We start from the raw sequence: 15,455 nt of genomic DNA on the forward strand, positions 1-15,455 counted from the left end.
CTGGCATATATTTGCTCGAGGCCGGTTTACGTTGTTTACATCCAATTCCCTCCCTGCATGCCCTTCGTCAACAAAGGCTTCCACGCCAAGCGGCCCACCGACGGGGGCCACAAACTGCCGCCCGGGCAGTACGAAACCCAGGATTTTCCGGTGCTCACGGCCGGGCCCACGCCGCGCATTCCGCTGGTGAACTGGGAATTCCGGCTGGAAGGCCTTGTGGAAAGCCCCGCCAAGTGGAGCTGGAACGAGTTCAACGCCCTGCCCATGCAGTCGTTCAACCCCGACATTCACTGCGTCACGAAGTGGTCGAAGTTCGACACCAAGTGGCGCGGCGTCAGCCTCGATACCTTGCTGGAGCACGTGCAGCTCAAGCCCGAAGCGCAGTTTGTGATGGCCTTCTCCTACGGCGGCTACACCACCAACCTGCCCCTGGCCGACCTGCGCGACGGCAAAGCCTTCATCGGCCTCGAGTATGACGGCAAGCCGCTGACGGCCGAGCACGGCGGCCCGGCGCGGCTGGTGGTGCCGCACCTCTACTTCTGGAAAAGCGCCAAGTGGGTGCAGGGCCTGCGCTTCATGGCCGAGGACGAGCCGGGCTTCTGGGAAGACAACGGCTACAGCATGCACGGCGACCCGTGGAAAGAGGAGCGTTACCGCGCCGACGACGAGCCCACGCCCGACAACGCCCGTTTCCGCCTGTGAGCCGGCCGCTTGACTGGCAGCTGGCCACCGTAACCGCCATTCGGCCCGAAACGCCCCGCGTCAAAACCTTTGTTCTTGGCTTGCCGCAGTTCAGGCCCCACCGCGCCGGCCAGCACTACGACCTGCGCCTCACCGCTCCCGACGGCTACCAGGCTGAGCGCAGCTACTCCATCGCCTCGCCCCCGGAGCAAACCGGCGAAATCGAGTTGACGGTGGAATTGATTGACGAGGGCGAGGTTTCGGGCTACCTATTCGATGGTGTGGCCGTGGGCGACCAGTTGGAACTGCGCGGTCCCATCGGTGGCTATTTTGTGTGGCCCGCTGGCCCGGCCGATGCGCCGCTGCTGCTGGTGGCCGGCGGCTCGGGCGTGGTACCGCTGATGGCCATGCTGCGCCACCGCCAGCGCGCCGGGCTGCGCAATCTGGCCGCGCTGCTGTTCAGCGTGCGCACGCCGGAAGAAGTCATCTACCAGCAGGAGTTGGAAGCGCTGGCGGCGGCCGACCCTGATTTCAAGCTGCTCATCACCTACACCCGCCGGGCGCCGCCCGGCTGGGCGGGCTACCGGCGCCGCCTCGATGCCGCCATGCTGGCCGAAGCCGTGGCCCTGCTGCCCGGCTCGCCGCAGTGCTACGTGTGCGGCCCCACGGGCCTGGTCGAAACGGCCGCCACGCTGCTGCAAGCCCAGGGCCTACCTGACGCAGCCATTCGCACCGAGCGTTTTGGGCCGACGGGGAGTTAGAACGTGTACCCCGAAGCTCCGCTTCGGCTCGCGTTTAACGATTCCAACGCGAGCCGAAGCGGAGCTTCGGGGTACACGTTCTGACGGCTTATTCGTGAAACGACTTTTCGCCGGCTGGGATGGCCACCGTCAGGCGGTTTTCGGCGGGCGGCACGGGGCAGCTGTAGTCGCTGTTGTAGGCGCAATAGGGGTTGTAGGCGCGGTTGAAGTCGAGGGTGAGGCCAGTGGAGTCGGGGGCGGGGAGGGGCACGTCGAGGTAGCGGCCGCCGCCGTAGGTTTCGTGGCCATTGGTGCCGTCGGTGAAGGGCACGAAGAGTGTAGAATCGCGGCCATCGGCTTTGCGAAACAGCGTGAGGCGCGTAGGCTTGTCCATGGTGCCCACGGCCACATCAAGTGGTGGGAAAAAGGAGGCCAAGCCCCAGCGCAGGTACTTTTCGCTGCGGTTGTCGCTCATTTGTAGGAGAACGGTGTCGGGACTGGCATTGCGCGAGAGGGCGCAGTGGAAGACGTATGCGGCGTCGGACGCGTAATATTTCAGGCTGTCAAAGGCCGCTTTCTGCTCCACCGAAAGCGGCGAATCCGGGGACTGCCGAAACGAGCGGTTCTTTTCGCTGCGAAACTTTTGCAACTGCGCGGCATACTGGCTGGCCGCCGACCCCGACCCGCTGATGGAGTAGACGATGATGCCGACGACGGCCGCCGCCAGCGCGAGTTTTTTAATCATAATCGGTCAATAATCGAAAAAAATGTAACCAACCCGATGCACCTCGAGTGTATCATTTGGCGCAAGTTCCGTCGCCGCTCCGTTCTTACCTATCTAATGCAAAAAAGCCTACTTCTGATTTTATTGCTGAGTCGCGTCCTCACCGGCTCGGCCCAACCAGCCACCCCCGCGCCCTACCACGAAGCCGCCCACCGGGTGAACGATTTGGTAGACACCAAGCTGGATGTCCGCTTCGACTACAAAAAGCGTTACCTCTACGGTAAAGCCGAATTGACCCTAAAGCCGCACGGAGTTGCAACAGATTCTTTGCGGCTGGACGGCAAAGGCATGGACATTCAATCGGTCGGCATAGAAGATGAGTCAGTGCATCCTCTCATATTTTCATTGCCTTTCAAATATGATGGTCGCCACCTGACGGTCAGGTTTTCGCAACCAATACCTGCCGGTAAGCTCTACAAAATTTACATAGACTACACTGCCAAGCCCGACGAGCTGAACGCCCAGGCCGGCAGCGCCATTCGCGGGGCCAAGGGCCTGTATTTCATCAACCCCGACAGCGCGGTGGCCGGCAAGCCGGTGCAAATCTGGACGCAGGGCGAACCCGACGCCAACTCCTGCTGGTTCCCGACCATCGACGAGCCGGGCCAGAAAACCACCCAGGAAATCGCCATGACCGTGCCGGCCAAGTACGTGACGCTGAGCAACGGCCGGCTGGTGAGCAGCGCGCCCGCCGGACCCGGCCTGCGCACCGACACCTGGAAAATGGACGAGCCCCACGCGCCCTACCTGGCCATGATGGCCGTGGGCGACTTTCGCATCACCAAGGATACCTGGCGCGGCAAGGAGGTCAATTATTACCTCGAACCGCAGTACGCGGCGCAGGCCCGGGCAATTTTCGGCAAGACGCCGCGCATGCTGGAGTATTTCTCGCAGCGGCTGGGCGTCGATTTTCCCTGGAACAAATACAGCCAGGTGGTGGGGCGCGATTTTGTGGCCGGCGCCATGGAAAACACCACCGCCTCGTTGTTTGGCGAGCACGCCCAGGGCTCGGCCCGCGAGCTGCTGGACTGGCCCTACGCGCTGGTGGAGCGCGAAATAGCCCACGAGCTGTTCCACCACTGGTTTGGCGACTACGTGACGGCCGAAAGCTGGGGCAACCTGACCGTGAACGAGAGCTTTGCAAACTTCAGCGAAGTGCTGTGGGCCGAGCACGAGTACGGCCCCGACGCCGCCGCCCAGCAGGCCGACCAGAGTATGCGCACCTACCTGCGCGACCCCGCCAACTTCCTGCAAACGGTGGTGCGCCCGCGCTACGCCGCCAAGGACGACCTGTTCGACGCCGTGATTTACCAGAAGGGCGGCAACATCCTGAATATGCTACGGGCTTACCTGGGCGAGGAAGTGTTTTTTACGGGCCTGAAGCGCTACCTCACGCAAAATGCCTTCGGCACCGGCGAGGCCCACCAGCTGCGCCTGGCCCTGGAAGAAGCTTCAGGCCAGGACTTGAACTGGTTTTTCAACCAGTGGTTTTTCGGCGCCGGCCACCCCATCGTCACCATCGACTACGCCTGGGACGCCACCCGCAAAGTGCAGTCCGTGACGGTGAAGCAGACGCAGGCAGGCCAGCCCTTCCAACTGCCCTTTACCATCGACTACTACGTGGGCGGCAAAGCCATGCACCAGCCCGTGACCATGACCGCCGTCACTCAAACCTTTACTATGCCCCTCGCCGCCCGGCCGGACCTGGTGAACGTGGACGCCCAGAAAATCCTGGTGTGGCAAAAGGACGACCACAAGTCCCTGGCCGAATTCGCCTACCAGCAGCGCTACGCCGCCCGCTACCTCGACCGCCGCGAGGCCCTGCGCGCCGCCGGCGACAAGGTGGCCGACCCTATAGCCCAGCAAATCCTGCTGGCCGGGCTGGCTGATAAGTCGCCTGCCCTCCGCGAGATGGCCATTGAACTGCTCGACCTTAAAAAAGCCGCGCTCCGCAAAGCAGCCACCCCGCGGCTGGAGAAGCTGGCCGCTGCTGATGCCGCTCCCCAAGTGCAGGCCACGGCGCTGGCGGCATTGGGCGCGCTCAAGCAAAAAAGCTACGCGCCATTATTCAGCCAGGCTCTCAGCAGCCGCTCCTACCGGGTGCAGGGTGCCGCCCTGGAAGCCCTGCTGCCCCTGAACCCCGCCCAGGCGCTGGCCCGCGCCAAGGCCTTCGAGGCCGATAACAAAGCGGCCCTCACCGGTGCCATGGTGACCGTGTTTGGAACGGCAGGAAGCGCCGCGCAGTGGCCGTGGGTGCGGGCCAAATACGACGCCGCCGACCCCGGTGGCCGCTTCCAGATGCTGCCGGGGCTGGGCGAGATGCTTGGCCGCCTCGACGACCCCACGGCCCTCACCGAAGGCATCGCCCGCATCCGCGACCTGACCGTGGAGTTTAAGCGCTACGTGGATGCCCCTCGCATCGTGGGCCTGCTGCGGCAGGTGCAGCAGCGGCAGGCGAAACGGCCGCAGGCGGCGCTGGTGGCCCGCTTGGTAGAGCAGGCGGCGGCGGCCATTGAGGCGGCGAAATAAAATCCCTGCCCGTCAGCGCAGGCCCCAACGTCATGGTGGGCCTGCGCTGACGGGCAGGGCTTTATTAGGAATAATGCTTGCTAAATTATTCCACCAGCAGCCGGGCGTTTCCCTGTGCCGAGGTAATAGCATATGCCCCGGATGGCAAACCCATGGGCAATGCCAGCATGGCTTCTCCGGTAGCGTCCGTATGTTGCCGTAGGAGCACGCGCCCCACGGCATCCCGCAACTGCAACTCCTGGTTGGCACCGAAACCCTGAAAGGAACTTGGCCGCTTTGCAGGGCGTGCTCAGTATTTGCTGCCTTGAACCCTGCCGGTACTGCCTTGGTGCCGAAACTTGGGCAGCCTGGATTGAATAAGCACGGCAATAAGGTGGGCGGTAATGTTGCGGCTAGCTCAGCCTGGTTCCTACTTTTGCGCATCATCGCTCTCCGTTCCGTCTAGTTTTTGGTTAGGGAGCTAAGCCAATCGAACTTACTGCCTGCCGCCATGGAATCTACCTCGCCTATCCGGCTGCTGATTGTTGAGAACCAGCCCCTCGCCGCCCGCGTGCTTGCGGTGCTGGTGCGCGGGCTGGGCTATGAGCCGGTGGGCCCCGCCGCCACCGCCGCCGATGCCGCCGACCTGTTCCGCGAAAGCCTGCCGCCCATCGACATGGTGCTGCTCGACATCAGCCTCGACGGCGACCGCGACGGCATTGAGCTGGCGCATGAATTGCGCGCCGTGCGGCCGCTGCCCATCATCTTTCTCACCTCCATGGCCGATGAATCGACTTTTGTGCGAGCCAAAATGGCCCGGCCCGCGGCTTACCTGCTCAAGCCCTACGATGCCGCCGCCCTGCAGCACGCCCTGGAGCTGGCGCTGCTAAACTACACGGCTGGCCAGACTGCCCCGCTACCGGCTGCCCTGGCCGAGCCCGCCGATGTCAACGGCCTGGGCGACGGAGCCGGGCTGCGTTGGAACCACGAGGTGCTGCTGAGCAACTGCATCTTTCTGCGCGACCGGGGCCGACTGGTGAAGGTGTGCCTGGCCGATATTCAGTACGTAGAGTCGGGCGACAAATACTGCACGCTCGTGACGGCCGCCGGCCGCTACCTCAGCCGGCAGCCCTTGCGGGAGCTGGCACTGGAGCTGCCGACCGGGCAGTTTGTGCAAATTCAGCGCGGCTACTTGGTAAATGTGACGCACATCGAAAGCTTCGACGAAGGCCAAACCACTGTGGTGGTGGCCGGGGCGGCGCTGCCCCTCAGCCGCAGCTACCGCGACAACCTGCTGAACCGCTTGCGGCTGGTGGGGTAGAGGGCGGAAGCACTTTCGGGGCCCAGCCGGCAACAGCAGTGTAGAAGCGCAGCACTTGGGTGCTTTGAGGCCAGACTACGAAAAGGCTAGTTATAAATTTCGGCGGCGGTGGGTTGGCCGGGCTTGCTGCTGGCACGCAAGCTAGCTCAGCACCAATAGGGCTACTTCTGGTTGAAAAGCACGGCCGGACAAGACACCGTGTCTTGTTCGGTGCTGCCAGTGGCTACCAATTCCGGCCGGAATCTGCTACCAAAAACGGTTGCTTAGGGGCGCTTTGGGGCAGGTTGTTGGCGTGACGGCGCCGGTGCGATGCCGCTCCTTCGCGGGCTGGGGTGGGCGTTCTTGCCTCAGTTGTTCTGCATGCCCGGAAGCCCATTGTCTGGGAAGGCTGAGAAAAGCGGCCCAACGCAGCACCAAATCAGCGTTTGGATTGCTGCTAAGGCTCAGTAGCCTGGTCCGTGCGCCCCCTGGATGCTATGGCCAGCTTTCGGCGCTGCGGCGGCCGATGCGCAGAACCCTAAACGGAAAAAGCATCTTTCGACCCGGCTTGGTCTGGGCGGGGCCTTTGCGTGGGCGAGCCGACGGACAGCTCCCATTCACGGACATATTTTGGTTACTCGCGCCGCCGGAGCTGCCACTCGCGACATTTTCGGGCAGCACAGCGGGAGCCGGGGGAATTTTGTAAGACTGTTCTACCCCAGCTTATTTAAATCCAACGGCATTTGGCTTCCTTCTACTTCTAGCCGGTCGGCTGCCACCGGCCTACCCGTTAAGCCCGCACATACTGAGGCCCGGGTTTCCGCCAGCAAAGGCAGGCGACGATGTGTGATGTAGTCTTTTGGGTGAATATAATGAGTTAGTAACTAGGGTTTTGATGTTGAATTAACGCTTTCTGCCATTTTTTTATTTCTTCATTTTTTCATGAAACACATTTTCTCAGATTGGGGCTTGCGCCTGAGCCGGCAGTTGCTGGTGCCGGCGCTGCTGGCCGGCGCTTCGGTGGCGGGCCATGCCCAAACCCTGGCGGGGCCAGCGGGCATCACGGCGGGCATTCGCACCTGGCTCGACGCCAGCGACGTGAACGCCGACGGCCTGCCCAACAACCCCGCCGACGGCGTGGCCATCACCACGTGGGCCGATAAGTCGGGCAAGAACCAGCCCGGCCAGCAGTTGGCGCCCTACGGGGCCGCTACCCTGGCTTCGGGCACCGGCAGCACCCTCAATGGCATGCCGGTGATGCGCTTTGCCAGCGGCAAGGTGTACAACTTCGCCGGCATCGACATCCGGGCCGCGGCCATGGAAGACCTCACCATCATCACCGTGTACCGCCAGGGCAACGCCGGCGGCACCGGCCTGTGGGGCAACGACAACGGCAACTGGGACCGGTTTATGTACACGGCTTTCAGCGGCACCAACGGCATCGCCTCGCGCGGGCCGGGGCAAAACCCGCCTAGCACGAGCATCACCGGCTCGGGCGTGCCCGGCAATACCTACCTCTTCACGGCGGTGTACGACGGCGCGGTGAGCGGCAACCTCAACAACGGGCCCGTGAACGGCTCGGCGTTTTACTTTAACGGCACCCTGCTCGGCAACTTCACCGACCGCACCGAGCCCAGCGCCGCGCAAACTTCGCTGCGCCTGGGCTTCGATGGCGACGGCGGCTTCTTCGTGGGCGACATCGCCGAGTTCATTGTGTACGACCGGGTGCTGACGCAGTGCGAAATTCAGTCGATTAACAGCTACCTGAGCCAGAAATACGGCATCACCTTCTCGGTGGCGTCGGTCACGGCGTCGGGCCCAACCTCACTGTGTGCGGGCAGCTCGGTGACGCTCACGGCGGGCGCCGCCGCCTCTTACCAGTGGCAACGCGACGGCCAGGACCTGCCCGGTGCCACCAGCGCTACCTACGTGGCCAGCCAAGCCGGCTCCTACACCGTGACCGTGCCGCTGAGCGGCTGCGGCACGGCTACCTCGGCCCCCACCGTGGTAACGGTGAACCCCCTGCCCACGCTCAGCTTCACGGTTGTGGATGCCAGCTGCAGCGGCACCCCCGGCAGCCTCACCGCGACGGCCCTCACCGGCACGGCTCCCTTCATGTACTCCATCAACGGCGGCGCCTACGGCAGCAGCCGGACCTTCGGCAACTTGGCCGCTGGCACCTACCAATTGCGTGTGCGCGATGCTAAAGGCTGCGAGAGCGTGGCCGTGGCCGCTACCGTGCGCGGGGCTGTCTCGGCCCCCGTGGCCGCGGCCCAGAACATGACCGTGCAGCTCGATGCCCGCGGCAACGCCACGGTAACGGCTGCCCAGGTAAACAACAACTCGGTGGCTTCGTGCGGCACGCCTACGCTGACGGTTGCACCCAACACCTTTACCTGCGCCAACGTGGGCCCGAACACGGTGACGCTGACCGTGACCGACGCCAACGGCCGCACCAACACGGCCACGGCTATCGTGACGGTAGAAAACAACATCGCCCCCGTCGCTGCTGCTCAGAATGTGACCGTGCAACTCGATGCCAGCGGCAACGCTACCGTAACCGCCGCTCAGGTGAATAACGGCAGCACGGCCAGCTGCGGCACGCCGACGCTGATGGTCTCGCCTTCGTCGTTCACCTGCGTTAATGTGGGCCCGAACGTCGTGACCTTGACGGCCACCGACGCGGCCGGCCGTACCAATACCGCCACGGCTACCGTGACGGTGGTGGATGCCATTGCTCCCGTGGCCGTGGCCCAGAACCTGACCGTGCAGCTCGATGCCAATGGCACGGCCAGCATCACGGCCGCTCAGGTCAATAATGGCTCGAGCGACAACTGCGGCGTGCCCACGCTCACGGTTTCGCCCAGCACCTTCACCTGCACTAATGTGGGCCCGAACACGGTGACGCTGACCGCCACCGACGCCAGCGGCCTTACGAACACGGCCACGGCTACCGTGACGGTGCAGTCGGCCCTGGCCCTGCTTGAAACCCACGCCGACGTGACTTGCTTCGGCGCGGCCAACGGCAGCATCAGCCTGCAGGTGGTAGCCGGCAACAACGCCACCTATGCCTGGACTGGCCCGAACGGCTTCATGGCCACCACCCAGAACCTGACCAACCTGGCCGCCGGCACCTACACCGCCACGGTGAGCGCCAATGGCTGCTCGGCTACCAAGACCGTGACCCTGACCCAGCCCGCCGACCAGGCCCCCGTGGCCAACCCCGACCAGTTGAGCACCACGGCCTGCACGCCCATCACCATCACGCCGGCCATGCTGCTCGGCAACGACACCGACCCGCAAGGCGGCACCCTGCAAATTGCCGAAGTGCTGACGCCCAGCAGCGGCACCATTGCGGCCAATACCAACGGCACCTACACCTACACGCCCGCACCGGGCTTCACCGGCACGGCCACGTTCACCTACGTGGCGAAGAAAAACGACGCCACCGTGGCTTACAGCGGCAACGGCCACTTCTACGAATTTGTATCGCAACCCGGCATTTGCTGGACAGCCGCCAAGACGGCTGCGGAAGCCCGCACATACCGCGGCCTGACCGGCTACCTAGCCACCATCACCTCGGCCGGCGAAAACGCCTTTGCCGCCAGCAAGCTGCAAGGCAACGGCTGGCTGGGCGCCAGCGACGCCGCCGTGGAAGGCGAGTGGCGCTGGGTGACGGGCCCTGAAGCTGGCCAGCTCTTCTGGCGCGGCGCTGCCAACGGCACCGGCACCGGCCTGGGCTACAGCAGCTGGGACGGGGGCGAGCCCAACAACTCCGGCAACGAGGACTACGCCCACTTCTACATCGGCACGGGCCGGTGGAACGACCTGCCCAGCTGCCCCGGCTCGGGCTGGATTAGCGGCTACGTGGTGGAATACGGCGGGCTCGATGCCTGCACCCCGCGCCTGACGGCTTCGGCGGTAGCCACTATCACCGTGAGCGGCCCCGTGCCGACCCCGGTGGCCCTGGCCAAGAACATCAGCGTGAACCTGAGCAACGCCGGCACCGTGAGCATTACGGCCGCTCAGGTAAACAACGGCTCGTCGGCCGCCTGCGGCATTGCCAGCGTTTCGGTATCGCCCAGCACCTTCACCTGCGCCAACATCGGCCCCAACACCGTGACTCTGACCGTGACCGGTGTGGCCGGTGGCACCGCCACCACCACCGCCGTGGTGACGGTGGCGGACGTGAACGCCCCCGTGGCCCGCACCAAGCCGGCCACCATCTACCTCGACGCCAACGGCCAGGCCAGCCTGAGCCCGGCCGACGTGGACAACAACAGCACCGATAACTGCGGCATTGCCACGCGCACGCTGAGCAAGACGGCTTTCACCTGCGCCAACGTGGGCCCGAACGCCGTGACCCTGACCGTGACCGACGCCAGCGGCCGCACCGCCAGCGCCGCTGCCACCGTGACGGTGGTCGACAACATTGCCCCGACCGTGACCTGCCAGCCCTTCACCGTGCTGCTCGATGCCAACGGCCAGGCCAGCATCAGCGTGGCTGACGTGGTAGCATCTTCTTCGGATAACTGCGCCGTGACCAGCCTGACGGTGAGCCCCAATACCTTCACCGCCGCCAACGTGGGCGCCAACACCGTGACGGTGACGGCCCGCGACGCCGCCGGCAAAGTGAGCACCTGCCAGGCCACCGTGACGGTGGTGGAGCCGGCGCCCGTGGCCGTGTGCCAGCCCGCTACCCTGCAGCTCGACACCAACGGCCGGGCCACCCTCACCGCCGCGCAAGTAGACGGTGGTTCTTACAGCCTGGTGGGCTTGAGCGGCATCTCTGTTTCGCCCAACACCTTCACCTGCGCCAACGTGGGTGCCAATATTGTGACCCTGACCGTGACGAACCGCTTCGGCCGCACCGCCAGCTGCCAGGCTGTCGTGACGGTGGTAGACGCCATTGCCCCCGTAGCCGTGGCCCAGAACGTGACCGTGCAGCTCGATGCTAACGGCCAGGCCATTGTAACTGCGGCCCAGGTGAACAACGGCAGCTCCGACAACTGCGGCATTGCCTCGGTGACGGTAGCTCCCAGCGCCTTCACCTGCGCCAACGCCGGTGCCAACAACGTGACCCTGACCGTGACCGACAACAACGGCCTCACCTCAACGGCTACGGCTGTGGTGACGGTGGTTGACAACCTGCGGCCCACCATCACGGCCCCGACCGCTGTTTCGGTAAGCGCCGACCCCGGCCAGTGCAGCGCCACCAACGTGGCTTTGGGCTCGGCCACCGCCGCCGACAACTGCTCGGCTACCGTGACCAACAACGCCCCCGCCACCTTCCCGAAAGGCACCACCACGGTAACCTGGATGGCAACGGACGCCGCCGGCAACGTGGCCACCGCCACCCAGACGGTGACGGTGAACGACACCGAGCGCCCTGTGCTGGCCGCCCTGGCCAACCTGAGCGTGAACGCCCCGGCCACGACCTGCGGCGCGGTGGTGAGCTTTGCCCCGACGGCCAGCGACAACTGCGGCGCCACGGTGACGACGCTCCCGGCCTCGGGCAGCACCTTCGCCGTGGGTACCACCACGGTGAACGTGACGGCTACTGATGCCGCCGGCAACACGAGCACCGGCAGCTTCACCGTGACGGTGCTCGACGTGACGGCCCCCGCGGCCCTGGCCAAAACCTTTGACGTGACCCTCGTGAACGGCGCTGCCACCGTGACGGCCGCCCAAGTGAACAACGGCAGCACGGACGCCTGCGGCATCCGCTCGCTGAGCCTGGACAAAACCAGCTTCGACTGCTCGAACATCGGCGCCAACCCCGTGACGCTGACTGTGACCGACAACAACGGCAACACCAGCACGGCTGCCGGCGTGGTGAACGTGCGCGGCGACATCCCCGTCGTGACCATTGCAGCCACCCCGGCCAGCGTGAACTACAGCAGCAAGTCGGTGGTGATTTATATCGGCTACGGTTCGCAAACGGCTACGCTCACGGCTTCGAGCGGCGCCCTAGCCGGCGTGCGCTACACCTGGGCCGCGGCCCAGGGACTGAGCACCCTCACCGGCGCCAGCACCGTGTTCACGCCCACCGCCGAAGGCACCTTCACCTTCACTGTAACGGCCACCAGCGCCACCGGCTGCTCCAGCACGGGCACGGTGAAAGTGTACGTGGAAGACGTGCGTTGCGGCAACCCCAACAGCAACAGCCTCAACGAGAAAGTGCAGCTTTGCCACAACGGTCAGACCATCTGCGTTTCCATCAACTCGCTGCAAACCCACTTGGGCCACGGCGACAAGATTGGTGACTGCAACGTGAGCTTCCCCCGCGGCACGGCCGAGGCCGCCCCGGCGCCGGCCGCTCTGCAGGCGGTGAACGAACTGTCGGCCTTCCCGAACCCGGTGACGGACATCGCCACGGTGCGCTTCCGCACCACACAGGACGGCCCGGCCCAGGTGCTCGTCTACAACGAGCTCGGCCAGCGCGTGGCCGTGCTCTTCGACGGGCCCGCCACGGCCGGCCAGCCGTACGCCCTCACGCTCAACGGCCAGTCCCTGGCTTCGGGCCTGTACGTGTGCCGCCTCGTGACCAACGGCAAAACCCAAACCCTGCGCCTGACCGTCGGGCACTAAGCTCCCGGGTTAGATTCAGCAAAAAGCCCCTGTCGGATGTTCCGGCAGGGGCTTTTTTGTGAGGGCCAGGAGTACTACTGCGCGGTGGGGTACCAGTTGCGCAGCCGCACGTCGATGTTCTTATTGCCTGCGTTCACGGTTTTCTTGAAGGCGGCCACGTCGCTCAGGCCGTTTTGGCCGCGGTAGTGGTAGGGGTACACTATGCCCGGCTTGAAGGCCAGCACGCCCTGCGCGGCCTGGTTCACGTCCATGGTGTAGGGCAGATTCATGCACACAAAGGCCACGTCAATGTTCTTGAGGGCGCGCATTTCCGGGGTGTCTTCGGTATCGCCGGAGAGGTACACGTTTTTGCCGCCAAGGTTCAGCACGTAGCCGTTGCCGCGGCCTTTGGTGTGCATGGCGTCCGCCGCTTCGGGCAGGTTGTACATAGGAATGGCCGCCACGCTCATGCCCAAGGTGTCGAGCTTCTGGCCGTTGCGCAGCACGCGCACGTGCCCTTTGTATTCGGCGGGCAGCTTCTCGGCTACTGCCGGGGGCACTATCATCAGGGCTTTGCCCACCGAGAGTCCAGCCAGCGTTTTGGGGTCGAGGTGGTCGGGGTGGATGTCGGTGATGAGCACAACATCAGCTGGCGCCAGTGCGGCGAAGCCCGCCGGGCCGCCGTAGGGGTCCACGTAAATGGTTTTGCCGCCCCAGCTTAGCACCACGCTGCCGTGGGTGATGGGCTGCACCTTGAGCGGGCCTTTCTTGGTGGCAATCTGGTCGGCTGCCGCGCGCGATGCGGTGGTTGCCGTCTGGGCTTGCGCCTGCACGGTGAAAGCCGCCAGCGCGGCCGTGAGTAGGAGGGTGAGTTTCATCGGTTTTTGGGGTGTGGAGTGAGCGATAGTGCCAGCTGTTTCCGGTGGCTGGGCCTTGCAGAAATATCGGCTGCCGAAAAATCGTGACCATAACCCGGTACCCGCGCACAAGTTCAGGTTGGCGGAGGAACAGATTTCTGAGCCCTATTCAAAAACTGTCCTCGGCACATGTATGTGACGCGTGCTGCTTGGTATTGAGCTTATAGCTCGCAATGGAACAACTCACATCAACGCCATTGAAACGTCGCTTACCTGAGCTACAGGCTCGGGCCAGGCAGGCAGCGCGTCTCAGATGCGCGCCAGCGTGATAAGCGCGTGTTTATTAAAATTGAACTACCGTTTTGGCATACGATTATCAAAGCGTGTGGAGCAGTTTCAGAGCGCAAATCTGCTTGCACAGTTCAACTACCTCTTCCCACCGGCTGTTACCTTTAATTGTTTCAACTAAGTCAGGGTGTTGCGTCAGATAATCCACTTTTCTTTCAACAGTAAGGCAGCGTTCTTTTATCTCGTGGGTAATGACACCTGCCGTTAGCAGAATGTCGAGGTTGACAGGATGGAAGAAGGAGCCAACACTGACCGCAAAATCCTCATATAGGAGCTCCAGCAGTTCCTCGGGGCCTTGCATGTCAATTCCACACACGTTCGCCGTGTTGTCAAAATCCCCAATTCTTCTTTCCAGTTCAGCCGCATCCATTCCGAAAACTAGCAATGGCAAACGAACGAGTAACTCAGCATCTAGGTAATCGCTCGTTTCAATGGCCTTGAGTCGTACATGGATAGTTACAGGCCTTGTAAGTGTATCAGGGGCTTTTCTTCCAAAAAGACGGATTTACACGCTGAGCCATCGGGTCGCGGGGATGGTGGAGTGGGCGGCGGGGTGGTGGGGCCAGGGCGGCAACCCTTGAGCGGTCCCGTTGTCCCTGGGAGGCCAACGGCTCGCTCATCTTTTCAAATGCTGCCTTTTAAAACCACTCTCCGTGCATTGTGCCTATTTGCCGTCTTGGGCAGCAGCATTACGCTGTCTCACGGCCAGCGAGCCCCAGCTCAGACTGCTCCCGCCCAACATGCTGAAAAAGTAGGGGTTGACAGCACCCACTATTACTTAAAACTGGTGCCGAAGGCAAAACCAATTGGCATCATCATTATTCTTCACGGTGGGGCAGAAGATGCAACAGGCGTAATGCATCAAATTACATTAGATGAAATTGCCCTTAAAAATAATTTCATCGTTGCTTTTCCAACGATTGAAGACGATGACTTTAAAATGAATGTCGCGCAGGGAGTAGTAGATAAGATTGCGAAGCAACTGGTTGACAAGTATCATGTATCAAAGGGCAATATATTCCTTGGTGGCCTTTCAGGCGGCGGCATGCAGACACTAACTTATGCGGAAAGAGCGATTAGGGACCGAAATACCTATTTCACACCAAAGGGAATTTTTGCCCTTGACCCACCACTCGATTATGAAAACATGTATTATCGTTATCAACGGGAAGTGGAAAGAAACTTTTCAGCAGTTGGCGTAAGCGAAGCGAAATGGTTTTTGGCAGAGATGGAGAAAAATTTGGGTGGAACACCGGAAACAGCCAAGGATGAGTACATAAAGAATTCAATGTTTTCCTGTCACCAAAAAGAGGGTGGAAATGCGAAATATTTGCTGACTATACCCATTAGGATTTATACAGAACCAGGGATAGAATGGCAGTTAAAAAACAGGCACAGAGATTTATATGACTTGAATTGCACAGACATTTCAGCCTTGATAAATTTCCTGCAACTGAACGGAAATAATAGCGCTGACATGGTCGTAACTCACGACAAAGGCGTAAGGCCAAATGGAATGAAACACCCTCATTCTTGGTCTATTATGGACTCAAGCAATTGCATGGCTTGGATTTTGAAACAGATGAAATAAAAAACACAGCCCCACCCTCAATTTGCAAAAGCAGGGCAAAAGGAGGCAATTAAGCGATTGTGTTTTTATCACTGTT

At 62.4% G+C, this 15,455-nt stretch carries 9 protein-coding genes; 6 read left to right on the plus strand and 3 right to left on the minus strand.

The genetic code is table 11. The annotated features are described in order from the left end of the window. The first annotated feature begins 57 nt into the window (after positions 1 to 57). Entirely contained in the window at positions 58 to 702 is a 645-nt protein-coding gene (locus MTP16_RS10285; protein WP_243519362.1) for a sulfite oxidase-like oxidoreductase, read from the plus strand. Continuing rightward, positions 699 to 1,442, plus strand: coding sequence for a ferredoxin reductase (locus MTP16_RS10290; protein WP_243519366.1), 744 nt, complete (start codon positions 699 to 701; stop codon positions 1,440 to 1,442). Before MTP16_RS10285 ends, MTP16_RS10290 begins: the two co-directional genes overlap by 4 nt. Positions 1,443 to 1,530: 88 nt before the next feature. On the opposite strand, the gene MTP16_RS10295 is transcribed toward MTP16_RS10290, so the two are convergent. Next, on the minus strand, positions 1,531 to 2,166 hold the full coding sequence (locus MTP16_RS10295; RefSeq protein ID WP_243519369.1) for a DUF1684 domain-containing protein: 636 nt from the start codon (positions 2,164 to 2,166) through the stop codon (positions 1,531 to 1,533). Between the two features lie 96 nt (positions 2,167 to 2,262). Between MTP16_RS10295 and MTP16_RS10300 the strand changes: the two genes are divergently transcribed. From MTP16_RS10300 to MTP16_RS10310, 3 genes are all read left to right on the plus strand, one after another. Continuing rightward, a complete protein-coding gene (locus MTP16_RS10300) occupies positions 2,263 to 4,734 on the plus strand; it encodes a M1 family metallopeptidase (protein WP_243519372.1) in 2,472 nt (823 codons plus the stop codon). 490 nt (positions 4,735 to 5,224) lie between these two features. After that, positions 5,225 to 6,034 (plus strand): LytR/AlgR family response regulator transcription factor, encoded by an 810-nt coding sequence (locus MTP16_RS10305; RefSeq protein WP_243519375.1) that lies wholly within the window; start codon positions 5,225 to 5,227, stop codon positions 6,032 to 6,034. A 921-nt stretch (positions 6,035 to 6,955) separates the two neighbouring features. Next, positions 6,956 to 12,604 carry an Ig-like domain-containing protein gene (locus MTP16_RS10310; RefSeq protein ID WP_243519377.1) on the plus strand — a complete coding sequence of 1,883 codons (5,649 nt, stop codon included), beginning with the start codon at positions 6,956 to 6,958 and terminating at the stop codon, positions 12,602 to 12,604. 74 nt (positions 12,605 to 12,678) lie between these two features. Here the strand turns inward: MTP16_RS10310 and MTP16_RS10315 are convergent, their stop codons facing one another. Together MTP16_RS10315 and MTP16_RS10320 are read right to left on the minus strand one after the other, a co-directional pair. Beyond that, positions 12,679 to 13,461 (minus strand): MBL fold metallo-hydrolase, encoded by a 783-nt coding sequence (locus tag MTP16_RS10315; RefSeq protein WP_243519380.1) that lies wholly within the window; start codon positions 13,459 to 13,461, stop codon positions 12,679 to 12,681. A gap of 355 nt (positions 13,462 to 13,816) precedes the next feature. After that, positions 13,817 to 14,158 carry a hypothetical protein gene (locus MTP16_RS10320; RefSeq protein ID WP_243519383.1) on the minus strand — a complete coding sequence of 114 codons (342 nt, stop codon included), beginning with the start codon at positions 14,156 to 14,158 and terminating at the stop codon, positions 13,817 to 13,819. Between the two features lie 258 nt (positions 14,159 to 14,416). On the opposite strand from MTP16_RS10320, the gene MTP16_RS10325 reads away from it, so the two are divergent. Continuing rightward, positions 14,417 to 15,379: a hypothetical protein gene (locus MTP16_RS10325; protein WP_243519386.1), complete on the plus strand. Its 963-nt coding sequence runs from the start codon at positions 14,417 to 14,419 to the stop codon at positions 15,377 to 15,379. Positions 15,380 to 15,455: the final 76 nt, after the last annotated feature.

Origin of the sequence: Hymenobacter monticola, from assembly GCF_022811645.1 — a bacterium.
In the GTDB taxonomy this organism is placed as follows: Bacteria; Bacteroidota; Bacteroidia; order Cytophagales; family Hymenobacteraceae; genus Hymenobacter; species Hymenobacter monticola.

Coding starts and splice junctions, on each gene's coding strand:
- MTP16_RS10295 (WP_243519369.1), bottom strand. CDS start 2,166: ATGATTAAAAAACTCGCGCTGGCGGCGGCCGTCGTCGGCATCATCGTC.
- MTP16_RS10285 (WP_243519362.1), top strand. CDS start 58: ATGCCCTTCGTCAACAAAGGCTTCCACGCCAAGCGGCCCACCGACGGG.
- MTP16_RS10325 (WP_243519386.1), top strand. CDS start 14,417: ATGCTGCCTTTTAAAACCACTCTCCGTGCATTGTGCCTATTTGCCGTC.
- MTP16_RS10320 (WP_243519383.1), bottom strand. CDS start 14,158: ATGGATGCGGCTGAACTGGAAAGAAGAATTGGGGATTTTGACAACACG.
- MTP16_RS10310 (WP_243519377.1), top strand. CDS start 6,956: ATGAAACACATTTTCTCAGATTGGGGCTTGCGCCTGAGCCGGCAGTTG.
- MTP16_RS10315 (WP_243519380.1), bottom strand. CDS start 13,461: ATGAAACTCACCCTCCTACTCACGGCCGCGCTGGCGGCTTTCACCGTG.
- MTP16_RS10300 (WP_243519372.1), top strand. CDS start 2,263: ATGCAAAAAAGCCTACTTCTGATTTTATTGCTGAGTCGCGTCCTCACC.
- MTP16_RS10305 (WP_243519375.1), top strand. CDS start 5,225: ATGGAATCTACCTCGCCTATCCGGCTGCTGATTGTTGAGAACCAGCCC.